The 25,177-nt window shown below is 57.5% G+C and carries 25 protein-coding genes and 4 pseudogenes; 7 read left to right on the top strand and 22 right to left on the bottom strand.

Translation table 11 applies throughout. The annotated features are described in order from the left end of the window. Window positions 1-9 precede the first annotated feature (9 nt). From JCM12296_RS11850 to JCM12296_RS44285, 9 genes and pseudogenes are all read right to left on the bottom strand, one after another. Entirely contained in the window at window positions 10-657 is a 648-nt protein-coding gene (locus tag JCM12296_RS11850; RefSeq protein WP_172683872.1) for a DUF6178 family protein, read from the bottom strand. Further along, window positions 570-1,674, bottom strand: a pseudogene (locus JCM12296_RS50425) (DUF6178 family protein). Before JCM12296_RS50425 ends, JCM12296_RS11850 begins: the two are co-directional and overlap by 88 nt. Window positions 1,675-1,822: 148 nt before the next feature. After that, complete coding sequence (locus JCM12296_RS44270) at window positions 1,823-2,602, bottom strand: MFS transporter (protein ID WP_246804185.1); 780 nt, start codon at window positions 2,600-2,602, stop codon at window positions 1,823-1,825. Further along, window positions 2,575-3,069 carry an MFS transporter gene (locus tag JCM12296_RS44275; RefSeq protein WP_246804186.1) on the bottom strand — a complete coding sequence of 165 codons (495 nt, stop codon included), beginning with the start codon at window positions 3,067-3,069 and terminating at the stop codon, window positions 2,575-2,577. Before JCM12296_RS44275 ends, JCM12296_RS44270 begins: the two co-directional genes overlap by 28 nt. Window positions 3,070-3,143: 74 nt before the next feature. Further along, window positions 3,144-4,370 (bottom strand): phosphoenolpyruvate carboxykinase domain-containing protein, encoded by a 1,227-nt coding sequence (locus JCM12296_RS11870; protein ID WP_422698685.1) that lies wholly within the window; start codon window positions 4,368-4,370, stop codon window positions 3,144-3,146. A gap of 96 nt (window positions 4,371-4,466) precedes the next feature. After that, a pseudogene (locus JCM12296_RS50430) lies at window positions 4,467-5,218 on the bottom strand (phosphoenolpyruvate carboxykinase (GTP)); the annotation flags it as partial. Between the two features lie 117 nt (window positions 5,219-5,335). Next, the gene (locus tag JCM12296_RS11875; protein ID WP_054693057.1) at window positions 5,336-5,989 is read right to left on the bottom strand and encodes an XTP/dITP diphosphatase; all 654 of its coding nucleotides are present in this window, start codon (window positions 5,987-5,989) and stop codon (window positions 5,336-5,338) included. 529 nt (window positions 5,990-6,518) lie between these two features. Further along, window positions 6,519-6,995, bottom strand: coding sequence for a zinc-binding dehydrogenase (locus JCM12296_RS44280; RefSeq protein WP_246804189.1), 477 nt, complete (start codon window positions 6,993-6,995; stop codon window positions 6,519-6,521). Further along, entirely contained in the window at window positions 6,992-7,495 is a 504-nt protein-coding gene (locus JCM12296_RS44285; RefSeq protein WP_246804191.1) for an alcohol dehydrogenase catalytic domain-containing protein, read from the bottom strand. Before JCM12296_RS44285 ends, JCM12296_RS44280 begins: the two co-directional genes overlap by 4 nt. A 414-nt stretch (window positions 7,496-7,909) precedes the next feature. Between JCM12296_RS44285 and JCM12296_RS11890 the strand changes: the two genes are divergently transcribed. Further along, entirely contained in the window at window positions 7,910-9,757 is a 1,848-nt protein-coding gene (locus JCM12296_RS11890) for an ATP-binding protein (RefSeq protein ID WP_054693062.1), read from the top strand. 8 nt (window positions 9,758-9,765) lie between these two features. On the opposite strand, the gene JCM12296_RS11895 is transcribed toward JCM12296_RS11890, so the two are convergent. Together JCM12296_RS11895 and JCM12296_RS11900 are read right to left on the bottom strand one after the other, a co-directional pair. After that, window positions 9,766-10,524 carry an HD domain-containing protein gene (locus JCM12296_RS11895; protein ID WP_054693065.1) on the bottom strand — a complete coding sequence of 253 codons (759 nt, stop codon included), beginning with the start codon at window positions 10,522-10,524 and terminating at the stop codon, window positions 9,766-9,768. Window positions 10,525-10,701: 177 nt separating this feature from the next. Beyond that, a complete protein-coding gene (locus tag JCM12296_RS11900) occupies window positions 10,702-11,199 on the bottom strand; it encodes a hypothetical protein (RefSeq protein WP_054693069.1) in 498 nt (165 codons plus the stop codon). 809 nt (window positions 11,200-12,008) lie between these two features. On the opposite strand from JCM12296_RS11900, the pseudogene JCM12296_RS49785 reads away from it, so the two are divergent. The 3 genes and pseudogenes from JCM12296_RS49785 to JCM12296_RS11910 form a co-directional block, all read left to right on the top strand. After that, window positions 12,009-12,557: pseudogene (locus JCM12296_RS49785) on the top strand (NAD(P)/FAD-dependent oxidoreductase); the annotation flags it as partial. 584 nt (window positions 12,558-13,141) lie between these two features. Continuing rightward, entirely contained in the window at window positions 13,142-13,363 is a 222-nt protein-coding gene (locus JCM12296_RS44290; RefSeq protein WP_246804193.1) for a 4Fe-4S dicluster domain-containing protein, read from the top strand. Between the two features lie 38 nt (window positions 13,364-13,401). Further along, window positions 13,402-14,610, top strand: coding sequence for an NAD(P)/FAD-dependent oxidoreductase (locus tag JCM12296_RS11910; protein WP_157067561.1), 1,209 nt, complete (start codon window positions 13,402-13,404; stop codon window positions 14,608-14,610). A gap of 24 nt (window positions 14,611-14,634) precedes the next feature. On the opposite strand, the gene JCM12296_RS44295 is transcribed toward JCM12296_RS11910, so the two are convergent. The 10 genes and pseudogenes from JCM12296_RS44295 to JCM12296_RS11945 all read right to left on the bottom strand — a co-directional run bounded on the left by JCM12296_RS44295 (window position 14,635) and on the right by JCM12296_RS11945 (window position 21,933). Beyond that, entirely contained in the window at window positions 14,635-15,102 is a 468-nt protein-coding gene (locus JCM12296_RS44295; RefSeq protein ID WP_246804195.1) for an oligopeptide/dipeptide ABC transporter ATP-binding protein, read from the bottom strand. After that, entirely contained in the window at window positions 15,102-15,677 is a 576-nt protein-coding gene (locus JCM12296_RS44300; RefSeq protein ID WP_246804196.1) for an ATP-binding cassette domain-containing protein, read from the bottom strand. Before JCM12296_RS44300 ends, JCM12296_RS44295 begins: the two co-directional genes overlap by 1 nt. Then, complete coding sequence (locus JCM12296_RS11920; protein ID WP_054693077.1) at window positions 15,674-16,663, bottom strand: ABC transporter ATP-binding protein; 990 nt, start codon at window positions 16,661-16,663, stop codon at window positions 15,674-15,676. The genes JCM12296_RS44300 and JCM12296_RS11920 overlap by 4 nt, the downstream gene beginning before the upstream one ends. A gap of 93 nt (window positions 16,664-16,756) precedes the next feature. Then, a complete protein-coding gene (locus JCM12296_RS47415; protein ID WP_281491988.1) occupies window positions 16,757-16,972 on the bottom strand; it encodes an ABC transporter permease subunit in 216 nt (71 codons plus the stop codon). Further along, window positions 16,969-17,676, bottom strand: a complete 708-nt coding sequence (locus tag JCM12296_RS11925) for an ABC transporter permease (RefSeq protein WP_281491989.1) — start codon at window positions 17,674-17,676, stop codon at window positions 16,969-16,971. Before JCM12296_RS11925 ends, JCM12296_RS47415 begins: the two co-directional genes overlap by 4 nt. Beyond that, window positions 17,673-18,383 carry an ABC transporter permease gene (locus JCM12296_RS11930; RefSeq protein WP_246804198.1) on the bottom strand — a complete coding sequence of 237 codons (711 nt, stop codon included), beginning with the start codon at window positions 18,381-18,383 and terminating at the stop codon, window positions 17,673-17,675. Before JCM12296_RS11930 ends, JCM12296_RS11925 begins: the two co-directional genes overlap by 4 nt. After that, window positions 18,380-18,646, bottom strand: a complete 267-nt coding sequence (locus tag JCM12296_RS44305) for an ABC transporter permease family protein (protein ID WP_246804200.1) — start codon at window positions 18,644-18,646, stop codon at window positions 18,380-18,382. Before JCM12296_RS44305 ends, JCM12296_RS11930 begins: the two co-directional genes overlap by 4 nt. Before the next feature lie 172 nt (window positions 18,647-18,818). After that, window positions 18,819-20,321, bottom strand: a complete 1,503-nt coding sequence (locus JCM12296_RS11935; protein ID WP_246804201.1) for an ABC transporter substrate-binding protein — start codon at window positions 20,319-20,321, stop codon at window positions 18,819-18,821. A gap of 350 nt (window positions 20,322-20,671) precedes the next feature. Then, complete coding sequence (locus tag JCM12296_RS11940; RefSeq protein ID WP_054693080.1) at window positions 20,672-21,016, bottom strand: hypothetical protein; 345 nt, start codon at window positions 21,014-21,016, stop codon at window positions 20,672-20,674. Window positions 21,017-21,085: 69 nt separating this feature from the next. Next, window positions 21,086-21,933, bottom strand: a pseudogene (locus JCM12296_RS11945) (HDOD domain-containing protein). A 349-nt stretch (window positions 21,934-22,282) separates the two neighbouring features. On the opposite strand from JCM12296_RS11945, the gene JCM12296_RS11955 reads away from it, so the two are divergent. From JCM12296_RS11955 to JCM12296_RS11970, 3 genes are all read left to right on the top strand, one after another. Next, window positions 22,283-23,038 carry a cytidylate kinase-like family protein gene (locus JCM12296_RS11955; RefSeq protein WP_054693091.1) on the top strand — a complete coding sequence of 252 codons (756 nt, stop codon included), beginning with the start codon at window positions 22,283-22,285 and terminating at the stop codon, window positions 23,036-23,038. A gap of 205 nt (window positions 23,039-23,243) precedes the next feature. Next, window positions 23,244-23,537: a hypothetical protein gene (locus JCM12296_RS11960; RefSeq protein ID WP_054693094.1), complete on the top strand. Its 294-nt coding sequence runs from the start codon at window positions 23,244-23,246 to the stop codon at window positions 23,535-23,537. A gap of 442 nt (window positions 23,538-23,979) precedes the next feature. Beyond that, entirely contained in the window at window positions 23,980-24,747 is a 768-nt protein-coding gene (locus tag JCM12296_RS11970; protein ID WP_054693100.1) for a TSUP family transporter, read from the top strand. Between the two features lie 4 nt (window positions 24,748-24,751). Here JCM12296_RS11970 and JCM12296_RS11975 read toward each other — a convergent pair. Further along, the coding region (locus tag JCM12296_RS11975; RefSeq protein WP_172683874.1) for a tRNA-dihydrouridine synthase at window positions 24,752-25,177 on the bottom strand (426 nt) is incomplete at its 5' end.

Below are 25,177 nucleotides of genomic sequence, written 5' to 3' on the forward strand. Positions count from 1 at the left end.
CCGGATTCGTCAGGCTTTGAGGAGGAAAAGCTGGATGTAGCGCGGATCGAGATTGCCTGGCAGAACCGGTGCCAGTTCGCGTTCGATTTCCTTGAACAGCCCTTCAAACACCGCCCCCAAGCGTTCCCTCAGATCGACGTCAGGCATCCCGCTGGCCTCGGCCAGCCAGTCGATGAAATGCTCCTTGCGGGCGTCGTCGATGATGCGCCGGCCCGCTTTTTCCGTCCATAGCCATTGGTAAAAATCCCTGAAGGCAGCGCGTGAAACGGCTATCGTCCCACCCGCAGGGTCGCTGGCGGAAAGCTTCAACCATGATCGGGCCCAAAGGGTGAGCAGAAGGTTTTTAAAAGTGAGGAACCCCTTGGCGGTCGGTGGCGTTTTACTGCCAACAAGGTCTGCCAGCAGCCGATCGATGGCAGCCATCTGATTGAAGCCGTCCCGGGTGGCATCGATTTCTTCGGCCGACCGGAAATCGCGGTAATGCCCGCCGGTCATGGACGGATCGTAGAACTTGGGCTGGTCGAGCAGCAGCCCCCCCAGAAGCCCCATCCAAGCCTCGTCCCAGAAAGTCAAACCGAGTTTTTGGGCCTGGAACCAACTCCCCTTGCGCCAGCGCGTGGCCTGCCAATGCAGGTCGAGGCTCCGGCGAAGCCGCATCGGAAAAGATCCGCCAGCAAATGACGCTGCAGCAGCTTGGCGGCCAAGGTTTCGCGTTGCCCTTTCTTTCCGGAGATGGCCTGTTCCAGACCGCTGCTCAGGTACCCGCTGACCTTTTTGACGACCGCCGCCAGTTGATCGCGGCCGTGGACGGGCTGGTCGTCGGCGGTAATCACCTGGTTGCAAAGGCTGGCCAGTTCGACCTGCAAGAGATCCAGGACATGCGGATCGCTGATGCTTTTTAGCCCCCGGACGAAGAGATCGTCGCCCTCCAGAAACGTCGCCGCCAGGCCGGGTACCGGCAGTTGTCCCTTCTCGGCGGACGGCCGTCCAAACGCCTTGTTGCCTTTTGTGGCCAGTTCCCCGGGGCGCAAGTTGGTAGATGCCGATGGCTTCCTGAAAGGGCAAAAATCCCTTCTCGGCCAGGCGGACGTTGCGAAGGCGATAGAGTTCCTCCTCGATTTCGGCGGGGATCATGCTGGCGGCCTCCAAGAGCAGCCCCTGGTAGCGGGAATGATCGAAAATAGATATCCGATGCAGCAGTTCGCCAAGCATGGCGTTGCGTTGCTTCTTCTGGGCTTCCTCGGCCGGCGTCGTTGTCGGATAGTCCACGAAACGGACGTAAAAGGCATCATCGTCCGTGAGATACCCTTCCCCCAGGTCCGAAGCGGATTGATCGGTTTCACGGATGTAAAGGTCGATGTTTCGGAAAAGGACCAACTCCATGAACTCCAGTTTCTCGTCGAAACACCATTGGATCAGTCGCTGAGGCGCGGCCTGCAGCAAAAGCCCCAGCCAAGTGGTGATCTTGGCGTCGTTCAGGCGATCCCGCTTCCAAGTTTCCACGTCGAGAAGGTACTCCCATTGCCGGTTGGACGCCAATTGGATGATCGGCAGGGCATCCTGGAGGCCGATGTCGTGAATCAGAAAGTGCAGATCGGTCTCCGGGAAAGAGTGGACCAATGCCGCCGGCTGCGGATGGTCGAGGATTGCGGCCAGGGCATCTTCGGCCGACATGGCGAGAATCCGCTGCCGGCTCTCGGCCAGTTGTTGGATGCGTTGGGCATGGGCCCTTTCCGGGGCATTGGGGGAATCCACAGGGTATTTTACCTCCTGGTTCGGGATGTGCGTGTTGACGGATGTGGCTTTACGATAAGCAGAACTTTTAAAAAAAACAAGCCGTGCCAGGGCGGCTCAGGCATGCTGGCGGCCGCCGATACGCAGCAGCAGCAATAGCCCGGGGATGGCAATCAGTACATAGACTGAAAAAACCGATCCAACCCAGTCGGGATGCCAGATAACCGGTGGGTGCCGAAGCCAGCACCCGCGGAATGCCCATGAGACTGGTGAGCAGGGCATATTGGGTGGCGGTGAAACGCTTATCGGTGATGCTGGCCATGTAGGCCGCGTAGGCCGATGTGCCCATGCCGGCGGTCAGGTTTTCGAAGGCGATTACCGCGGAAAGCGCTGTCAGGCTGGGGCCCAGGATCGCCAGCAGGGCGAATCCGGCGGTGGATAACGCCTGGAGGATGCCGAAAATCCATAGACTGCGGATGATGCCCAGGCGGATGATCACGACGCCCCCCAGAAGGGTCCCGCCAACGGTGGCCCAGAAGCCGAACAGCTTGACCACGGCACCGATCTGGGTTTTGGAAAAGCCGATCTCCAGGTAAAAAGGCGTGGTCATGGCCGCCGCCATGGTATCGCCGATCTTGTACATCAGGATGAAGGCCAGTATCCACCAGGCACCGGTGCGGTTGAAATACTCCACCAGCGGCTCGACCACGGCGGCCTTGAGGGTGGTGGGAAACACATCAACCCGGGGCTCCGGTGTCAAAAGGGTGGTGACCACGCCCGGCACGAGGCACAGGGCCATGATGAGGTAAACCATGGAAAAGGGCATGTGATCGGCCAGGATCAACCCGCCGCCAGAGGCCAGCAGCATGCCCACCCGGTAGCCATTGATGTAAAGGGAGGAGCCCAGACCCAGCTCCCGGTCGGCAGATCCTCGCGCCGATAGGCGTCGACCACGATATCCTGGGAGGCACTGCAGAACGCCACCGCCAGGGCGGCCAGGGCCAGCAGTTCGGGGTGGCCCGATGGGTCGCTTTGGCCCAGCCAGATCAAACTGCCCATCAACGTCAGCTGAGCCACCAAGAGCCATCCCCGCCGGCGCCCCAGAACGGGCAGGGCGAACCGGTCGAAGATCGGCGACCAGAAGAATTTCAGTGTGTAGGGTAGGCCCGCCAGGGAGAAGAGACCGATGGTGGTCAGGTCCACCCCCGCTTCCTGCATCCACGCCTGAAGGACGGAAAGGGTCAGCAACAGGGGTAGCCCGCAGGAAAACCCCATCACCAAGGCCACGAGCATGCGGCGATTGAACAGGCTGGCGATCAGACGTTGCGGGGGCATGGTGATTTTCCGGTTGGGGGGTGAAAAAGCGAAGGGGCGGCAGAAGGGTTTTCTGCCGCCCCGGTTATTTTATTTCACAATAAATACCGTCGAACTAAACAGCCAGGATCGTGACGGTGGGATTGGCGGTCCCGGTAAACGCGGGCATCAGCTTCAGCCAGTTGGTCCGGCGTGACGACCGGGCCGAACTTTTCCTTCAGGGCGACCAAGCCCTCACGCTGCTCCTTCAGTACCTCGAAAAGCCGCGGGGGAATGTTTTCCTCTTTTGCGTAGGCTGTTGTCTGCAGGTCGATCCGTGCCAGGATGTTATCCACATAAAGGGAAAACTGGCGGTTGTAAAGGTCTTCGGGGTACGGTTTGTCGATCCGCTCCTGGAATAGCGCCTTCAGGTCGGCGTAGCGGGGGATGAAGCCGATGGGGGTCGCGATGGCTTCTACATCCCCGTGGGCCCGACGTTCCAGCCAGGCCAGCCATGCCTTGACGTCTTTTTTCTCACCCAGCAGCTTTTTGCCGCTGCCACCCCGGGCTTCATGGGTCAGAAAATAGTTCAGCCCGGCCAGGATCGGCCGTTTGCCTTCGGCAATGGCGGCGCTGCCAAAGAAATCGAACTGGGCTTTCATATAATCGCCCAAGGCACCGGGGATGAAGGGCGCATTGGCCCATGGGGCCCGCTTGACGCCGCTGGCGCCCACCTCAGTGGCCGTGGCGGCAGAGACGATGCAGGCACCGATGACCACCCCATGATCGGAATTCTTGGCCACCCATACCGGCGGCATGGTGTCGCTGTCCCGGCCACTGTACGTGATCACGCGGGTTTCCACGCCTTCCGGCGCTTCGGCCTCGTCCGCGTAATTGGCCAGGGCCGAGGAGGCGATGGTGCAACGGGCGTTGGGGTGGGAGATGGGAATCTCCTTGCCATTGGCATCGTTCAACCCTTTTTTCCAGGGACCCTGAAAATTGCGCCCGCGGATGGGTTGGGCCTCGCCGTTGCCGGTCCAGTGGGGGGTGCCGGTTTCATCGATCAGGACATTGGACCAAATGACTTCCGATCCGGGATTTCTCAAGCGATCCATGAGCATGGGATCGCCCTCTTGATTGACATCCTCGACGATACCGAAGATGCCGCACTCCGGATTGATCGAGCGTACGCTGCCGCTTTCGTCGATCCACATTTGGGCCAGGTCGTCGCCCACGAAGCGATTGCCGGCCATGGCGGTGGTGGTTTTGCCGCAGCCCGAGGGCGCGGCACCGGCAACCCAGGTCACACGGCCGTCCGGGCCGTTGATGCCGGTGATGAACATGTGCTCGGTCAACTCCCGGCCGTTGCCTTCATAGACGGCTTTGTCCACGGAAAAGCGATGGTTGCCTTTTTTCAGCAAGAGGGTGTTGCCGGCATAGGTGCAGTTGAAGGAGTAAGTGGTGCGGTGACTGCGGTCCATGAAGACCCGGGCATTGGGCAGGTCCTCGGCCCGATTGAGCCCTTCGCTGTGGATATTGGTGTAGAAATGTCCCAGGCGCTCGACCTCTTTTTCGAAATCGGCGAAGGCGTTGCGGTAGAGAATCTCGGCGCTGTGCGACACGTAGGCCGAACTGGTCAGCTCAAGGGCCGGGTTGGATCCGGCGGCGCCCACGGGACCGCGCATATAAAATCCCACGACCATTGTGCTGCCGCTCATGATGCCGGCCATTTTTTCGCGTACTTCCACCAGGCGTCGTCTCTCAGAATCTTGTTGGCCAGGGAACTGATTTTTTCTTCGGGGTTGGCGATATAGAAGGTACGGTCAATAATGCGGCCCTGTTCCTCCTTGAGGTCGTAATGGATGGTGTGCCCTTCCATGGGAAGGATAGCCTCTTCGCCCTTGTTCAGTGCCAACCGGCGAATGAAGCGGCGATCCTCCTCGGAACCGGTGTTGATATAGACGTGGGCGGGGTCGCACATGGCGATGGCATTGGCGATTTTGATCAGAATTTCCGGTTGGCTCAACGCGCGAATCCGGTCGAGATGCATCTTGTCCAACCGTTTTTCGAACAAGGCTTGCGCCTGCTCGACATTATGAATGCCCCCCAACTCTTTGACGATGTCAATCCCTTCATTTTTTTTCAACATGCAATTTACCCCTTTTTCGGCTTTAAACAGTAGGCTCCCCATTGGCTGTCGACTTGCCAGAGCCTTATGGACGGTCCTCCTTTCCGTCCGGTGGCGCTGCCGTTGAAACGTGGTGGCTGTCGCCGTTACCGTCTTTTGTGATGGCGGCAGCCAGCGATTTCAAGAGCTGCCCGGCTGGCTTTGGCAGCCAATTATTTCTGGTTCCGGCATATGCTGGCCAATCCATTTGACGATTTCGTCAAATTCGTCCCGAATCTCGTGCAAGGCTTTGCCGCGATGGCTGATCCGGCTTTTTTCGGCCATGGACAGCTGAGCAAAGGTTTTGTTGAGCGGCGGATAGAAGAACACCGGATCATAACCAAAGCCATTGCTGCCGGCCGGTGTGTCTTGGATGACCCCCTCGCAACGGCCCTCATAGGTCAGGGCCGGGCCGGTGGGCACGGCAATGGAAATGACGCATTGGAAAGCTGCCTTGCGGTTGGCCTGGCCTTTCAGGGCGGCCAGCAGTTTGTTGCAACGCTGTTCGTCGGTGGCATCGGGCCCGGCCCATCGCGCACTGTGGACACCCGGAGCCCCGTCCAAGGCATCCACGACCAGCCCCGAATCATCGGCCAATGCCGGATAACCCAACACCCTGGCCGTAAAACTGGCTTTCTTGTATGCATTGTCATCAAATGTGTCGCCGTCTTCCTCAACCTCCGGGATGGGACCGAAATCATCCAGATTTTTGATCGTAATGGGAAAACCACGTAAAAGATCACGGATTTCGGCCGTCTTGCCCTTGTTTCGAGTAGCAATGACCAGTATTTTCATTTTTAAGTGCCTCTAAATGGGAAAGTGAAACCTAAATCAACTAACATAAAAGTCGTATAACTTCCAGTAATAAGTGTATGTCCTAAACTGCCCCAAAAACCATCAAAACTGTGACAATGGGGCATCTGATGATTAGTTTATAAGGATCAGGATGGATTATTCATACGTTTCCATCGCCGCTGAGTAAATGTCCCGGGGAGATTGTCCCACGGTTTCGATGAATCAACCGTCCCGTCACCGCCGATGCTTCGGACGGGTGGGGGGGAACTCATTGGAGGTTTTGCCATGTCCCATAAAAAACACGATAGCCACAAACGTGAATGCAAAGAAAAAAAACAATCCACTGACCGTAGGGTCGTCGACGACTGCGGTTGTTTCCAGGTGGTTGATGCCTGTGGCTGCCGGGTGATCGACCCGTGCGGCTGCTACGTCAGCCAATGTTGTTGCTGATCCTTCGGGTCCGTTTGACCGATCCGTTTGGTTCACTTAAGGACGTTTTGGGGGGCTGCTTAAGGGCAGCCCCTCGTGTTTATGGAATCAGGACCGTGCTGCCCTTGGTCTTGCGGGCTTCCAGATCCCGGTGTGCCCGGGCCGCTTCGGCCAGTGGGTAGGTTTGGCCGATGGTGATGTTCACGGCGCCGTTTTCCACCACGGTAAACAAATCCCGGGCATGCGCCAATAGATCTTCCCGTTTGGCGGTGTAAGCCATCAGACTGGGCCGGGTGAGAAAAAGAGAGCCTTTGGCCGACAGAACCCCGATATCCAATGGTGCCACGGAACCGGAAGCCTGGCCGAAAGAGACCATGGTTCCCATGGGCCTGAGGCAATCCAGGGATTGCATGAAGGTCGCCTTGCCCACGCCATCATAAACCACGTCCACACCGCGTCCGTCGGTAAGGGTTTTGACGGCTTCAACGAAGTTGGTCTCTCCATACAGGATCGGATGCTGGCAGCCATTTTGTTTCGCCACCTCGGCTTTTTCCGCCGATCCCACCGTCCCGATCACTTCGGCGCCAGATGGCGCCCCCATTGGCAGAGCAGACTGCCGACCCCTCCGGCCGCGGCATGCACGAGAATGCGATCTCCCTTTTTGACCGGATAACATCCATAGAGCAGGTATCTGGCTGTCATTCCCCGGAGCATCATGCCCGCGGCTTTAAGGGTGGAGATCCCCTCCGGCAAGCTGACCAGACGATGGGCCGGAATGCAACGCACTTGGGCGTAGGCACCCGGCGGTACACCGGCGTAAGCCACGCGGTCCCCTGCTTTGAATTCCGTCACGCCCTCGCCGACCGACTCGACGACGCCTGCGCCTTCGAGTCCGGGAATGGCGGGAAGCGTCGGGAGAGGATAGAGGCCCGTGCGATGATAAATGTCAATGAAGTTGAGACCGACGGCTTCCTGGCGCAAACGAACCTCCCCAGGCGCGGGCTCGCCGGGATCGAAGGGCTCCCAGCGCATGACCGTGGGATCCCCGGTTTGGTGGATTCTGATGGCTTTCGGCATTTGACGTCTCCTTTCCAAAGTGGATGCGTCCTGAACGAAGGCGCCCCTTTTTTTTACCAAGGCGCTCCTTTTCTTGCATCGGATCTCTTTTTTATAAGCATTATGATGGCAAATCCAACCGGCTGAAAGCCAAGATGTCGCTTTTCCCATTCTGTGACACGGCTGGTAACGGGCGCCTGACGATTTGCATCGCCGTCAAAAACGCTGGCGGCGCTTGACAGCGGCGGTGCCATCAGGTTACCCAAGAGAAAATCCACGGCCCGCTATAGCATTTAAGATAATGTTTTTGGGCTACGTTATCGGTCGTCGCGGTATGGTTTATACAGCTTCCTCCCTCTGGCCTTGCCAAAAACATTATCTTAAATACTATACCATGAGGATTCCGACTCCTTTCACGGAAAGGTTTCTCGACCCATGACAGCATCCAACCATGAACGATCGTCCAATCGACGTACCATTTCCAGGGACCTGACATTGGGGTTGGCGCTCATGACGGCATTGGTGATGTCCGTGTTCGGGATGGCCTATCAGATCTACTATACGCATCGGGAAGTCGCTGATTTGAATCGGGATGCCGTCGCCATCGCCGACGAGTTCGCCGAGGTACTGGCCCGTCCGTTGTGGAATATGGATATGGATACCGTTACCCAAATCGCCAACGCCTACCTGAGTTCGGATTTTCTCACGGGGGTACGGATCAGTAGCGGACCGGAAATCCTTTTCGATACCATCCCGCCCGACATTGAGCCGATTCAATGGTTGATCCTGGAACGTAAAATCCTCAACGCCGGTGAGACCATCGGCACCGCCAGGCTGCTCTTTTCCACGATACGGGTTGACACCGTCCACAGCCGCTCCCTGATGCTGACCCTGGTGACGATCATCCTGGTGACCACGGTGATTGGCTTGGGAAGCCATCAACTGATGAAACGGCTGGTGGCCCGTCCGCTGAATCGGCTGGCTGCCGGCATCCGGACCATCGCCGCCGGGGATTACCAACGGGCCCTGCCGTCGGAGAAACGATCGGATATCAATATCTTGGTGCGCGAAATCAATAGCATGGCCCGGGAGATCGACCGACGCGAGTCCGATCTGAAGAAATTGCGTGAGATGCTGAAAAACACGATCGATTCCATGCCATCGATCTTGGTCGGGGTCGATCCTGCCGGACGGGTAACCCAATGGAACCGCGAGGCCGAGAAAACAACCGGCATCATCGCCACCCAGGCGATGAATCAGCCCATCGCGCGTGTCTTCCCTGAACTGGCATGGGCCGTGGAAAAGATCCATCTGGCCATTGAGGAAAAATGCCCCCACACGGAAAGCAAAGAGATTTTCAATGTTGACGGCGAAAAACGATTTTCCGACATCACCATCTATCCGTTAATGACCAGCACTACCGGCGGAGCCGTGATTCGCGTCGACGACATCACCGAACGGGTACGCATTGAAGAGATGATGATTCAATCGGAGAAAATGCTTTCCGTTGGCGGGCTGGCGGCGGGCATGGCCCACGAGATCAACAACCCCCTTGCCGGGATTATGCAAAATATCCAGGTGATGCAAAACCGCCTGTCCGGTGACCTGCTCAAAAACCGCGAGGTCGCGCGGCGATGCGGCATCCCCATGGACGCCCTGCAGGCCTATATGGTGGGTCGCAATATTCCGGAAATGATGGTTTCGATCATGGAATCGGGGAAGCGGGCCGCCAAAATTGTGGAGAACATGCTTTCCTTTAGCCGCAAGAGCGAATCCAAGCACGATTTGAACGACCTGGCGCAACTGCTGGACCTGACCCTCGAACTGGCGGAAAATGATTATGATCTGAAAAAGCACTACGACTTCCGGCGTATCAAAATCGTGCGCGAGTACGATCCGGAGGCCCCTAAAGTGCCGTGTGAAGCGACCAAAATCCAACAGGTATTTCTCAATATCCTTAAAAACGGTGCTCAAGCCATGGCTGAGAATCCAGGTTCGACGCCATCCCGATTCATTTTGCGGGTCAAACCCGACGGGAAATCGGCGGTATGTGTGGAGATTGAGGACAATGGCCCTGGCATGGAAGAGTCGATTCGCAAGCGGATTTTCGAACCCTTCTATACAACCAAGTCCGTTGGTGTGGGGACGGGATTGGGACTTTCGGTTTCCTATTTTATCATCACCGAGAACCATGGCGGCAGCCTTTTGATGACTTCGGCCCCCGGGCGCGGCAGTTGTTTCGTGATTCGCCTGCCGGTCGCCAGCCACACCGTTGCTGCCTGATCTATGTTTTACGAATCCGTCATGAACTGCGTCAGAATCACTTCATAAAGTGCTTCACCGATGGCAATGCCGATGTCGATGAATTGCGGACCATAGCGACGACCGGTCTGGGAGCGAAAGGTTTTGCGAATTTTTTTCAAGACCGCCATCCCCGTCGGATAGTGATCCACGAAAGTTTTGAGCGAAGGGTTCGAAGAATCGACCATATCCCAGAGGGTGTGGGTGAAGTTGTCCGGTCCCCAGCGGAATTTATCCGCATCGTAAAGGCAGTCGGAGATCAGGCGCGCCCGCTGCACCGGCAGGTCTTCCAAGCGGGTAAATGCCTCGTGATTGCGGATGGCCGTGCAGACGCAGCCGATCTCCTCGGGGGCCAACGGGTAGGCATTCAGGATCCGGCGAGCCATTTCGGCGCCTTTCTCGGCATGGGATGGCTCCTTGCGGCAGATGTCATGCAACAGACCGGCGCACTGGGCCAGCAATAGGTTGCGGCGTACCCGGGGCTCTGCATGACCGGCCAGTCGACTTTCGATGATCACCAGCGTGCCGGCGTCGATGGCAACTTTTTCCACATGTCCCAATCCATGACCGAGGTTGTTGCCCAGGCGATCGGCCATGGTCCGGCGCAATTGGCCGATGGATCGGTCGGTGCGGTAGAATTGCTGGGATTCGGCGACCTCGGAGGCATGGTCAGCATAAAAATCCGGTTGCGGATAACGGGCCACGATGTCACGGGCAATTTCTCGAATTTTCAGGTACACCGCATCCATTGGCAATCACCAACGCCAAGCTAAAGAAGGTGCTGGGAGGAAAAACGCTCGCTCAAACAACAAAAACGCCGGTTTCACAACGCGTGTGAAACCGGCGGCAACAAACAAGGATAACGTCCGGGATCTGTCTTGCCGACGCGATAGGGCTGCAACAAGGGCGTCAGGCAAGCCTTTGGGCTAAACGTGTTGGCAAAGCCCGTAAGGCGTTCCGCAGACTTTCCACCGGCCGTTTTCTTTGACCAGGTTGAGGGTCTCCTCGAAGGAATAGGTCTGTCCGAGGTGAAACAGTTTGGCCACATAGGCAAACACCGGATGAATGCAGGTCCGGCTGGTTCCCTTGAGGTGAATCGTGGCGGCATTGTCGTCCTGGGTCAGGGTTTCGGTCTCCAAATGAGTGATGATCTGTTTCACCATGCCGCTGCCGAATCCCCGCTGACGGGCCTGGGTGGTCATGGCCTGAACGTAGTCGGCAGCAACGGATTCATCCGCATTGGCCGTCAATTCGCTGCACAGATACTTTTCCATATCGGTATCGAGGCGAAAATACGCCTTGGAGAATTCGATCGCAGTTCCCGTAGCGCTCTGTTTGCAGTCTGCAAAAACAAACACCACCTGAAGACACACTGCCAGTACGACGACCAGTACCCACATTGAATAGTTGCTGCGGCTTGCCATGCTCAACGCCTCCTTGCCGGATTGTCCCGGCGTCGCGCCAGCGGCGTCGCCCGATCCGGGTTACCGTACTTGGATGATAGGGATTTTGGGTGAAAAGGACAGATACTCCCGATACCATGGATTGTTTTTTTAGACAAGTCCTATATTGGGTGCCAAATGCGGTTCCCTGTGGTTTCCGATCGGTCTCGCGATGACCGCGCAATTGTTGCTTGACAGCGTATTTGACCATAGGTATACAACTGGTAAAACTTCAAGTGTACGTTGTGCTGTGTGACAGGAAGGCAATATGCCGTTGTACCGATCGCCTTATGCCAGCCGCCCTGCCAGGGGTGCATTCGGGATTTGTCGTACCCGTCGCGGGACGATGGCGGGCTTTTCCGCGCCGCCCCTTGTGTTTACGGGGAAATCAAGCTATCTGACCCCTCTAAATACGATTCAGCAGGTTTAACGACCGTTTTTTACGATTTGCGGATAACCTGAAAAAGAGGGGAGACACCATGACCACGCACGAATCCATTGAATTTGATGTTCTTTTTGTCGGTGGCGGTCCCGCCAATCTGGCCGGTGCCATTCGGCTGATGCAACTGGCCGAGGAAAAGGGCCGCGAACTGGAAGTGGCCCTCATCGACAAGGGGGCTGCCGTCGGTTCCCATGCCATCAGCGGCGCGGTGATGAATCCGATCGCCATCGCCGAACTTTACCCCGATTACCAGGCGCAGGGCTTTCCCGTGGAGCAGACCGTCCGCGGGGACGGCTTTTACTTCCTCACCGGGCAGAACGCTTTCAAGATGCCCATGGTGCCGCGTCAGATGCACAATGCCGGCTTTCCCATCGTCAGTCTGTCTCGCGTATGCCGCTGGCTGGGGGAGAAGGCCGAGGCGCTGGGAATCAACATCTTCCCCGGATTCGACGGCAAGTCGATTCTGCTGGATGACGATGGAAAGACCGTCAAGGGCGTGCGTACCGGTGACAAGGGGCTCGACAAGGAGGGCAAACCCAAGGGGAATTTCGAGCCGGGCATCGACCTGATCGCCAAGGTGACCGTGCTGGGCGAGGGGGCCCGTGGCAGCCTCACCAAGGAATTGGCCGGCCGCCTGCCGATTCGTTCCGGTCGCCTGCCCGAAGTGTTCGAAACGGGTATTAAAGAGGTGATCCAACTGCCCGAGGATCATTTTTTCAAGGGCAGCGCCTTCAACGATATTCATACCCTCGGATATCCCCTGGATCTCGACACCCCTGGCGGTGGGTTTGTCTACGAAATGGCCGAGAACCGCATCGCCCTGGGATTTCTGGTGGCCCTCGGTTACGAAAACCCGGCCCTGGACATTTACGATATTTTCCTGCGTTTCAAGGGGCATCCCCTGATCCAATCGATCCTTCGTGGCGGCAAGGTGATCGAGCAAGGCGCGCGCGCGGTTTCCACCGGCGGCTGGTTCAGCATGCCGGAACTGGCCGTGGACGGCGCCTTGTTCACGGGCAACGGCGCGGCCATCCACAGCACCCCCGCCATCAAGGGCATTCATTTGGCCATGAAATCGGGCATGCTGGCCGCCGAGACCATCATGGCGGCCCTTGAAGCCGGCGATACCGGTCGAACGTCACTGTCGAACTACGGCCAGCGGCTGGCCGACAGCTGGGCCGGGGCCGAGCTGCGCGAAGGCCGCAATTTCGCCCAGGCCCTGGCCAAGAAGGGACCGGCCAAGTGGATCCATCTGGCGGCCCAGTATTTCACCGGCGGCAAGGGGCTCAGGGACCGCCTGCCGGCGGTGGACGATGCCACCACCCTCACGGCGCGGCGGCCCGGTCCGCTGAGTGTCCCCAAAACCGAGGTGCCCAAGGATGATCCGGCCATGGTCGACAAGCTGACCGGTGTCTATCTTTCCGGCACCCTGCACCGCGAAGACCAGCCTGCCACATCCATATTCACGACCAGAAGGTCTGCGTGGAAAAGTGCTACCCGACTTACGGTTGCCCCTGCACGCGGTTCTGTCCGGGGGATGTCTACGAGATGGAATGGCGCAAGGACGGCGAGGGTATCGACGGCATCAAGTTGAACTTTACCAACTGTCTGCATTGCAAGACGTGTGACATTAAAGATCCCTTTGACAACGTCACCTGGACCTGTCCGGAGGGCGGGGAAGGACCCAACTACAAACAGGCCTGACCGGTCCGGCGGGCCACCCATGAGGAGATTGTGTGATCATGGATAGCAACACCCTATATGACGTGATTATCGTTGGCGGCGGGATCATGGGATCCACCACCGCTTACTACCTCACCCAGAAAGACCCCCAGTTGAACGTCGCGGTGATCGAACGGGATCTGACCTACGCCCGGGCCTCCACCACGCTGTCCATGGTCAACGCCCGAATTCAGTATACGCTCAAACAGAACGTCCAGATCTCTCAGTTCGCCTTTGATGTGCTGGAACATTTTGAGGACCGGATGACCGTCAACGACATCCGTCCCAGCATCGGCTATCACCGTGAGGGCAATCTGTTTCTTTACGAGGACGGGGACGTGGCGAGCGCCAAGGCGGCCCTGGCCATGCAGCAGGCGTTGGGCTGCCAGGTGACGTGGTGGTCGCCGGAAGAAATCAAGGCGCACTATCCGTTGTACGCACCCGAGGCGCTCGGTTTGGTCGGCGGCACCTTCGGTGCCCAGGACGGCCACTTCGACGCCTACGCCGTGCTCATGGGCTACAAGGCCAACGCCCGCGCCCAGGGCGCGGTTTACATCGAAGACGATGTCACCGCCCTCGTCATCGACAACCACCGGATCGGCGGGGTGAAAACCAAGTCCGGGGCCACCTATTCATCGGCCGTGGTGATCAACTGCGCCGGTGCCTGGTGCACCGAACTGGCCCGCACGGCGGGTGTCGAGCTGCCGGTCAACCCGGTGAAACGTCAATGTTTCTGCGTGGACCCGGCGGTCAAATCCGACCGGCCGTTGCCGTTGACGATTCTGCCGTCGGGTTTTTATTTCCGCACGGAAACCGGCGGCATGGTTCTGATGGGAAAATCCCTGCCCGAAGATGTCATCGGTTTTGACTTCACCTGGGACCAGAACCGTTTCATGGACCACCTGTGGCCGGAACTGGCCGAATTCGTGCCGGCCTTCGAGCAGTTGAAGCTGATCCGGGGCTGGGCCGGCCTGTACGCGGTCAACACCCTGGACGGCAACGCCATCCTCGGTGAGTGGCCCGAGATCAAGGGCTTCTACCTGGCCAACGGTTTTTCCGGCCACGGCCTGCAGCAGGGACCGGCCGTGGGGCGCTACATGAGCGAGCTGATCACCGGCGCCACGCCGACGCTGGATCTCTCCATTTTTCATCCCCAGCGCATCCTCGATGGCAAGCCCATCGCCGAAGGCGGGCTCCTGACCAAGGAAGTCCAGTACAACGTGCGTTAGGAGATCGGTGCCTTTGCTTACAGCTTACAAGCGCCCCTCCTCGACGCCGTGACAGGCCACCTGAACATCCCCTTCTACCGTCCGGGCTTTGGGAACGTCTTCTTCACATCGCCGATTGGCATGAACGCAGCGGCCGTGAAAGACACATCCACGGGGCAGGTGAATCGGTGTGGGCACTTCTCCCTTGAGCCGGACATGCCGGCTTCGTTTCTGCCCCAGCCGCGGGATGGCCGACAAAAGCGCCTGGGTGTAGGGATGCCGAGGGCTTTCGAAAAGGGTTTGGGCGGGTGAGAGTTCGCACAGGGTGCCCAGATACATGACCGCCACCCGGGTGCTGATGTGTTGGACCACGGAGAGGTCGTGGGTGATGAACATGTAGGTCAGGCCGCGTTCTTCCTGTGCCTCCATCAGGAGGTTGAGAATTTGGGCCTGGATGGAGACATCCAGGGCCGAGACAGGCTCGTCGGCAACGATGAATTCCGGATCGACCATCAGGCGCGGGCGATGCTGATGCGCTGGCGCTGCCCTCCGGAAAACTCATGGGGGTAGCGGCCGACCCATTTGGGATCGACGCCCACCTGGGACATCACTTCGGCCACGCGGGCTTCCACCTGATCCGTTGAAATGGCCGGATTGTGGAAGACCACCGGCTCCTCCAAGGTTTGCCGGACGGTCTTGCGCGGATTGAGGGAGGCGTACGGATCCTGGAAGATCATCTGCATGCGGCGGCGGAACGGCAACATCGCCTGGGCGGATTTATTGTCGATGCGTTCTTCACGGTAGAGAATTTGGCCGTGGTTGGGGGGATAGATGCCGATGGTGGTGCGGGCCAGGGTCGACTTGCCGCAGCCGCTCTCACCGACCACGCTGAAGGTCTCTCCGGGAGCGATGGCGAAACTCACGTCATTGACGGCCTTGACCGTGGTGCGCTGACGGGTCAGCCGGCCGCTTTCGAATCGCAGTTGGTCGAGGAGGCCGCCGGAGATGTCGAAGTGTTTGACCACGTGCTTGAGTTCCAGCAGGTGGCTGCCAGGATCGGGAACGGGATGGGCGCGTGTTGTCTTCATCGTGTTGTCTGTCCGGGATCGGGGGTTACCATGTGGCAGGCGACCTGGCGCGTCAGGTGGTCCACGGGAATCAGTGGCGGCTCCTGATGGCGGCAGATGGTCTCGCACAGGGGGCAGCGGGGATTGAAGGCGCAGCCCGGCGGGATGTCGGTGAGGGTCGGCATCATCCCGGGAATCTGGTTCAATCGGGACCCGGGTTGCAGGCTGCCGGGCAGGGCCTGGATCAGACCCTGGGTGTAGGGATGGCGTGGATCCGCCACGATGCGGTCCGTGGGTCCGGCTTCGACGATTTTGCCGGCATACATGACGGCCATCTTTTCCGTCACCTGGGAGACCACCCCCAGGTCGTGGGTGATCAGGATCAGGCCGGTTCGCTCGGATTCGCACAATTGCTGCAAAAGATCCATGATTTCGGCCTGGATGGTGACGTCCAGGGCCGTGGTGGGTTCGTCGGCGATGATGATCGCCGGATCGGTGAGCAGGGCGATGGCGATGACGATGCGTTGGCGCATGCCGCCCGAGAACTCGTGCGGATATTGGGCCAGGCGCTTTTCCGGAGACGGAATCTGGACTTTTCTCAGTTTCTCCAGTGCGATGGATTCGGCCTCGGCGCGCGTGAGGCGGCGATGGGCCAAGAGGGTTTCCACCATCTGGGTGCCGATGGTCAGCACCGGGTTGAGGGTCATCATGGGGTCCTGAAAGATCATGCTGATGCGGTTTCCCCGGATATCACGCATCTCCTCGGTGGAGAGCGAGGTGAGATCCCGGTCGTTGAACACCACGCGTCCCCCCGAGATAAAGCCCGGTTTGCTGATCAGGTTGATGATGGCGAATCCGGTGACCGATTTGCCGGCCCCGCTTTCGCCCACCAACCCCATGCGTTCGCCTTGATCGAGGCTGAAGCTGATGCCGTTGATGGCGGTCAAGTCGCCGAAGCGCAGGCCGAACTTGACTTCCAGGTCGATGACTTCCAGTAGATGAGACATAAAATCTTCCCGAGCAATACCAAAATCCAAATGTCAATTGAAGGATCGAATCCGATCGAGGACATGTCTTTATTTGATTTTTGGCATCGCAGGTTAGCCTTTGTATAATTTGGGGTTGAGTACATCCCGCAACCAGTCGCCCAAAAGATTGATCACCAGCACCAAAAGGACGAGAAACACGCCGGGGAAAAGGGTGATCCACCAGCTGCCAGAGAAGATATACTCGAAGCCGGAGCGGATCAGCGATCCCAGGGAGGGCTTGGTGACCGGCATCCCCAGCCCCAGGAACGAGAGGGCCGCTTCGCTCATGATGCATTGGCCACCTGAATGGTGGAGATCACCAAAACCGAGGTCATGGTATTGGGCAGTACATGGCGGAACATGATGCGCCAGCGGCTCAGGCCGATCACGCGGGCTGCCTCCACATACTCCTTGTTCTTCTCACCCATCACCGAGGCCCTTACGGTGCGGGCGTATACCGGCCATTCGGCCAGACCGATGATGACGACCAAAAGGGGCACGGCCAGCGCTTCGTAACGGCCGATGCCGAAGGCCACCTGGAAAATGGCGCTGATGAAGATGGCCACCATCAGGTACGGAAAGGAAAGCTGGATGTCGGCGATGCGCATGAGGACAGCGTCGATTTTACCCCCCAGATACCCGGCTAACAGACCCACGATCACACCGATCGCGCCCTGCAGCATCACCGCCCCGCAACCGATCAGGATCGACAGGCGCAGTCCGTAAATCATGGTGCTGAGCAGGTCGCGGCCCTGGTTGTCGGTTCCCAGGAAAAATCCCGAGCCGTCCTCGGCCATCCAGGCCGGCGGCAATTCGGCGTTCATGATATCGATGCTGGCCGGATCGTAAGGATCGTGAGGCGCGATCAACGGGGCCAGCAGTCCGGTGACCAAAAGCGCCAACAGGACCACGAAACTGAAGATGGCGGTACGATCCTGCCGGAAGCTGTACAACAAATAGGACGCTTTAAAGCGCTGCCAGAATGGGTTCATGATCGCTTCGCAATCCGGATGGTGGGATTCACCAACCCGTAAATAAGGTCCACGGCGGTGTTGACAAGCACGAAGACCGCTCCCACGACCATGAGGTAAGCGACCAAAAGGGAGATGTCCGAGCGCTCGACGGCTTCCAGGAACATGAATCCCATGCCTTGCCACTGAAAGACCGTTTCCGTGAGAATGGTAAACGCGAACATGATGCCGATCTGCACCCCGAAAACGGTGATTACCGGCAAGAGGGTGTTTTTAAAGGCGTGGACGAACCAGATGCGTTTACGGTACAGGCCCTTGGCCCAGGCAAACTTGATGTATTCGGTTTCCAGGACCTCCATCATCTCCGAACGGATCAGGCGAATGAACAATGGGAGCATGATCGAGGCCAGGGAGACGCTGGGCAGGATCAGGTGCTTGAGCCCGTCAATGGTCAAAAGTCCGCTGTCCCACCCGCCAATGGCCACGGTTTGCCCGCGCCCGTAGGATGGCAGCCAGTGAAGCTCGACGGAGAAGACATAGATCAGGACGATCGCGGTAAGAAAGACCGGCACGGAAACACCCAGGGTGGAGAAAGCCATGATAAATCGTGAGAAACGGTTTTGGGGGTAAATGGCCGCAAAGACCCCCGTGGGCAGGGAGACCAAAATAATGATCAGGGCGGCGCCAAAAACCAGCTCCAGGGTGGCCGGCGCCTTGCCGGCGATCACCGCCAGGGCCGGTTTTTATGGAAGAAGGAGAGGCCCAGGTCGCCCTTGAGGGCATTTTGGGCAAAGCGCACATACTGTTTCAGGAAGGGATCGTTGAGACCCAGCTTGTCCCGCAGGACTTCCCGTTCGGCCGGCGTGACGCGCTCTCCGACCAGGTCGCGGACCGGGTCGCCGATCTGGTTTTTGATGGAAAACCCCACCAGGCTGATGATCAGCATGACAAACAGGGCCTGGCTGATGCGTCTGACGGTAAAGGCGAGCATAGGTGTCGTTCCGAAAGATAGAAGTCAGAAGTCAGGAGCCAGAATGGAAAAGGTGCGTCGAAGGCGTTGCCGCCTTCTGAATTCTGTCTCCTGACTTCTCCATATCAGTTTTCATGCCAAACGAAAGCGCTCCTTTGAGGGTTTCAAAAGGCGCTATATTTTACCGGTTCGCTTATTCGACCACGAGGTCGCCCAGGTAGGGAAAGTTCATCGTATTGAGCACGGGTGCCAGCTTGATGCCTTTTTTGGCGGCATAGGCCTGATTCTGCCAGTGGAGAGGAACGAACGCCGCATCGTCATAGAGGATCTTTTCGATCCGCTGCAACATTTCGGAACGCTTGGCCGGGTCGGTCTCGCTCTGGGCCGCCAGGGCCAGCCGATCCACTTCCGGATTACAGTAGTTGCCGCTGTTGAACTGTCCGAAACCGGTCTCCTTGTTGGGGCACATGGTCAAAAATTCGGTGAAATTACCCGAATCCTCGGTGTCCGCATGCCAGCCGATCAACTGGATATCAGCCACCTGAGCATCGAATTCGTCCCAGTACTGGGCCTTGGGCATGGTTTTGAGGTTGACCTTGATGTTGATCTTGGCCAGCATGCCGACCACGGCTTCGGCGATTTTTTCATCGTTGATATAACGATTGTTGGGTGAAATCATGGTGCACTCGAACCCGTTGGGAAAACCGGCTTCCTTCATCAGGCTTTGGGCTTTCTTGAGGTCGTAGCGCGGGACGCAGGCAGAGTTGTAGCCCGCATAGCCTTTGGGGCTTTGTTGACCGGCCGGAGTCGCCGATCCTTTCATGATCTTGTCAACGATGCCAGTGTTGTTGATGGCGTAGACAATGGCCTGGCGCACCTTCTGAACTTGGAATTCGGGTCGTCGTTTTTGGTTGAGCTGCAAGGTGATGATGCGGGCTTCGGAAAAGGGGAAAAGATTGATTTTGGGGTCTTTCTCAATTCGTTTGAGATCCTGGGGCGGAACCGGGTTGATCACGTCCACGTCGCCGGAGAGCAGGGCGGCCACCCGGGTGGCATCCTCCTTGATGGGGGTCAGCACGATCTGATCCACATTGCCCGGTGATTCCTTGTCCCAGTAGCCGGCAAAGCGGTTGAGGACCAGCTTTACGCCATGTTCGCGCTCGGCCACGATATAGGGGCCGGTGCCGGATTCATGGGTAAGGGCAAAGGAGGGGCCGATTTTGACGATGGCATCCTTGGGTTGGCCATCGTCATCGGTACCACTGTAAAAGACGCTGTCCATGGGGAAGATATAGGTGCACATGCGCAGCAGCAGGGCGTAGGGCTTTTTGGTCTTGATGTCGACGGTGTAGTCGTCCACGACGGTGGCGCCTTCAAAAAGTTCGAACAACCCCTTGAAGTCGACACTTTGTTTCAATCGCTGCAGGGTGAATTTAACGTCTTTGGCGGTAAACGGGTTGCCGCTGTGGAACTTGACCCCCTGACGCAGATAAAAGCGCATGGTCAAATCGTCGATGCGCTCCCAGCGGGAGGCCAGGCGCGGCTCGATGGACATGTCCTGGGCGTAGCGGACCAGGGGATCGAACACCCAGTGGGAATACTGCAGCATGCCGCCGGAGAGCTGGACGTGAGGGTCCAGGGATACCGGGTCGCATCCAGGCCCAATTTCAAAGTGGTGGCCCCCGCGGTTGCGCAAAGACCCAGTATAACGGCAAGGCAAAGGGTGACGACGAATAATTTCTTCATTGAGTGTCTCCTATTGGTGTTGTGGGGATGACAACAGCCATACGCCAGCCGTCCCTGAGGCCCGGAAAGACAAAGCCCGGTTCCTTAACGACAGCCGGTGGCAAGCTTTATTGATGGCCCCAAAAAAAATGAAAAAAATTAAAGTTGTTCGAAAAAGCGGCCGATACGAGGGTTACAGTAGCACATCGGGGGATTGCTGCTGTAACGTGTCACCTCCTCTTTCTTCATCCAACTCCTTCTGCCTGCGGGGCGGTCAATTGACCGCCCCGTTCCCTTTTGGGCAACCCATCATTCAACGGTTTACAGACCGCCCTTCGCGCGTACCAAGGTGTAGAGCAGTTCAAGCGGTTTTCCCAATCGGCCGGGCTTTTTATCGATAATGACCTTCCAGGAAGAGTGCTCTTCGAGCTTTGCCATCATCATATGAATCTGGGCCAGCACGGCGTTGCTACCCGCGCTGTCGGTGTTGAAGGATTCGGATTCCTGAAACGATACATTGTCATTTTCATGGGTGCCGGGGCCCAGCCCGACCAGCGCGGAGCCTTCACCGATGTCAACCAAGGCACGGTTGATGGCGGCCGAGAGTCGGGGGGCAACGGGGGACAGTTCCATATGGATCAGTTTGGCCAGTTCATAGGGGCTCATTGAATGACGTTCTCCAAGGGGGGTGACGGTTCACCGGTTAGTGGCCGCCTGCCGAAAAACGTCCAACGCTCAGAGAATTGCCAGCAGACCATAAATGCTGTCTTTCTGTGAATAGAAGTTGGACATGATTTGGTTGACGGCGGTTTCGGTAAGGCACAACTGCATCAGAATGCGGTCGTAGTGGGTGTATTGGCCGCAAAACATTGCGGCGTTGATGCCAGTCAGGGAACACATGCTGTCGGCGAGGTAGACCATGGCGGTTGCCGTCTCGACGGGATCGGACGCATCGGTCAGATGGTGACCTTGAATGGTTGTCGCCAAGGTGTCGCTGAAATGCCAGTTTCTGGCGATCTGGCCGCCGAGAAAGGCATGATCGATTCCGAAAACCTTCCGTTCCGCTGCCACCAGATCCAGATTTGCCACCTCCATGGCTTGCTTGATGTCGACGGTGGCTGAACGCATATGCCGGTCCATGACGATCACGCCGATATCTTTGAGCAAAGCTGCTGTAAAGACAATGTGCTTGATCGAAGCATCGAACCTATCGGCCACGGCACTGGCAATCAGGGCGCAGGCGACGGATTGTTTCCACAACTGGCCCCTTGACAGACCGTAGCCGCTTTGATGGGCTCGCAGGGTTGTGGTTACGCTGGCAAGCAGCACCATCTCCACAACCCGTTTCAGTCCGAGCATCACCACGGCGTCGTGGACCGAATCGACTTTTTTTTTGAACCCGAGGCCGCGGAATTGGCAACCTTTAGGAGATTCGCGGTGATCACCGGCTCGTAAAGAATCAGGTCGGTGATTTCCGCGATTGGGACCTCGGGGTCTTCGGCCAAGTCCATGAGCTGGTGGACGACCTGGGGAACCGGCTCGATCCGTTCGCTCTCTTTGATCAATTGGGCCAGTGAAAGCATGACGTGTATCCCTTTTCCCTACATCTACCCTTTTTCAAGCATCAGTTCAAGGCGTGGTGGAGAAATTGCGCACGGTAGAAAATAGACAAGACACCCTCCATCGGGAGATTCAGCGGGTTCTCGGTGACCGTGGGTCGCCGTTTATCTTTTATCGGTTTTCCAAGGTGTAAAAAGAGCTGACAGAATTTCTCTCATTGTTGATCGGGGCTGCGGGTCAACTTCTATGAAAGATACATAAAAACAAAACGTTGCTGTCTGTTTCGGCCTTGGCATAGCCATTGCTCAAAGATATTGCAGATCGCTTCGTCAATGGACGTGACTGTGATGACTCAACCGAAAGGAGGTCGCAATGGCTGGAAACATCGGTGCGGAAAAATATGTCCCGGGTACCTATGCCAAACGGAAACCGGGTGCCGAGGCGTTGGTGGGACATTATGTGCGTTCCTGGGAGGGCCGGCGCTTGACCCAGGAGGCTGAGGATCGGGCGCGGGCAGCAGCAGCCGAACTGCCGCCCTGTATTGCGTTTTCTAGAAAGATCGGGGTGGGTGCGCTGGAAATTGCCGATATCGTGGCCAAGAAGCTGAATTATCGTGTCGCCGATCGCGAATTGATCGAGCAGATTGCCAGCCAGGCCAACATCAGCGAAAATGCGATTGCCTTTTTCGACGAGCGTTTTCCAGGTTATACCCATCGTACCCTAAAATACCTGTTCGGTGAAAAATCATTTATCGACAGTGATTATTCAAGGCATCTATTCAGCGCGGTCTTTGCCATTGCCGGCCTTGAACCGACGATTTTTGTCGGACGCGGAACGCACTTGATCCTTCCCCGCGACCGCGTCCTGGCGGTTCGATGCATTTGCTCCAATGAATACCGCGCCAAGCGGATCGCCGAAATCATGGACATCGACCGCAGTGCCGCCGAAAAGCGGCTGGGAGGGATCGATAAGGAACAAGCCGCCTTTTTCAAGAAGGTTTTCAATCAAAAAGAAGCCTCTCCCTATGAGTTCGATCTGGTGGTGAACCTGGACCATTTTGCCGATACCGGCGCTGTGGCCGATATTGTCAGCTTGGCGTTTGAACGAAAATTCAAGACCTCAGCTTGACCGGCCGGTCGCGGGCGAAACTTTTGCAAAGGTGAACCATTCCTGTCATCCAGCCACAAAAGCTGTCTGTCCGGTTGGGATCGGGGATGTGCCGGAGCCTTCCGGTCATCCCCACGCTTTCTCATCTGACTCGCTTTGCCTTGCCTGACGATGCGATGGGGTGTTAGCTTCAAAAGGACACCGCAATCCAACGTTGGGGATATCCATGGACATCGAACTCAATCTATCCCGCCATTGTATCGAGACCGCAATCCGGCGCCGGTACAATGCCGCCATCTCGCTTTATTTCAAGGCCACCGCCGATCAAGACACGCTGGAAGCAGAGATCGATCTGCTCCGGCGGGCCCTTCTCGTGTTTGACTTTCATCGACTGCGAAGCCACTGGCCGGATCTTGGCGGGCATACCGCCTGCCAGGTCCGGCTTGTTGATGATGAAAACGGCGACCCGCTTCTCCGCCTGGCCGGTACCCGCATCAAGCCACCCGCAGCGTCCGCCTAACGCGGTTGGGACGGCAGATAAGTCCCACCCCTCGGCAACAACTGCCAGAAAAAATATGTTCCCGATACAATCGGTCAATGATAAAAGCTTAATGAAACAAGTGCGTTGTGGCTTTGTTGCGCCGGTTGCCCAGTTATTGCATGATTTGGCTGGATGATTAATTTTTTTGTGTGCAAAGGGAAACATGTCGTCATCTGCTGTGCGGGTTCCTAAACCCTTTTACGCACCGGTTCCCGTTAACACCGGATCCTTGCGAAAATTTGGCCAATCGCCCCGGCAAGCCGGGCTTCGCGAGTCGCCAGGTCATTTGCTTCCCACAGCCGACACGGACGTGGTTTTTTATGGTAGCGACGGGCACCTGCTTGTCGATGACCTGCTCGGCACCATCATAGACCTGTATGCCTGAACATTTTTTCATCACCTGTGCAATCAAGGACGCGCCATGGGATCGCTCTCTTTTTCCACCCTTTTGGTGTTGTGGCTGGCCGGACTGCTGGCCGGTTTTGTGGACAGTATCGCCGGCGGTGGGGGCATTATTTCCCTGCCGGCCCTGTTAGCCGTCGGGATGCCCCCGCATCTGGCCCTGGGCACCAATAAGCTGCAAGGCACCTTCGGCAGCCTGACCGCCGCATTCAATTATACCCGCAAGGGGCTGGTGGATTTGCGGGAGATCCCCACCGGGGTGCTTTTCACCGCTCTGGGCGCCTTGGCCGGCACGGTTACGGTACAGTTGATTGCCGCCGATTTTTTGAGCCACATCATCCTGTTGCTTCTCGTAAGTGTCTTCCTCTATACGTTTTTTACACCCGACCTGGGCCGCCTGGATCGCCGTCCAACCGCCGCCGCGCCCGTGTTTTTCGTTTGTGCGGGGCTTTTACTGGGGTTTTACGACGGTTTTTTCGGCCCGGGAACCGGGTCTTTCTGGACCATCGCACTGGTGCTGGTGTTGGGCCTCAACCTGCGCAAGGCCACCGCGAACACCAAGGTGTTCAACTTTACCAGTAATATCGTCGCCCTCGGCGCTTTTTTCGCCGGGCATCAGGTGGTGCTCTCGGCGGGGCTTTTGATGGGTGTGGGCCAGATGCTGGGTGCCTTTCTGGGATCTCGGCTGGTGATCTTGAGGGGTACCGGTTTCGTAAGGCTATTCTTTCTGGTGGTGGTGGCGGTGACGATTCTCAAACTGGCTTACACCACTTATTTTGGGGCCTGACGGATCAGATAAAGAAATTCATGTTGGGCCGTAAGATGGTTTGCGGCTCGCGGTTGAAAAACTGCTCGAGTACGTTTTTGAGGGTCTTCAGGTCCGGCGCATTGTTGATGCGGGTGTAGAAGCTGTGGGCAAACGTGAAATTGGCGCTGTAGTAAAGGGCGAATTTTTTGTAGCGCCTGAGGGCGCGCCGCGGATCGAAATGCTGCTGCATCAGGTCCAGGAGGCGCATGGCGGCTTCCCGGTAGATCTCGGCGCCTGGCGTCAGCATGCCGCTCATCTGGGCCAGCAGCCAGGGGCGGGCGATGGCCATACGACCGATAGCCACACCGTCGCATCCCGTGGTCTGTAGCATTCTCAGGCAGTCCGCCGCGTCGAAGACGTCGCCATTGCCGAACACCGGAATCGCCACGGCTGCCTTGACCTGGCGGAT

The sequence above is a fragment of the Desulfosarcina cetonica JCM 12296 genome (assembly GCF_001311845.1).
Taxonomy (GTDB): Bacteria; Desulfobacterota; Desulfobacteria; order Desulfobacterales; family Desulfosarcinaceae; genus Desulfosarcina; species Desulfosarcina cetonica.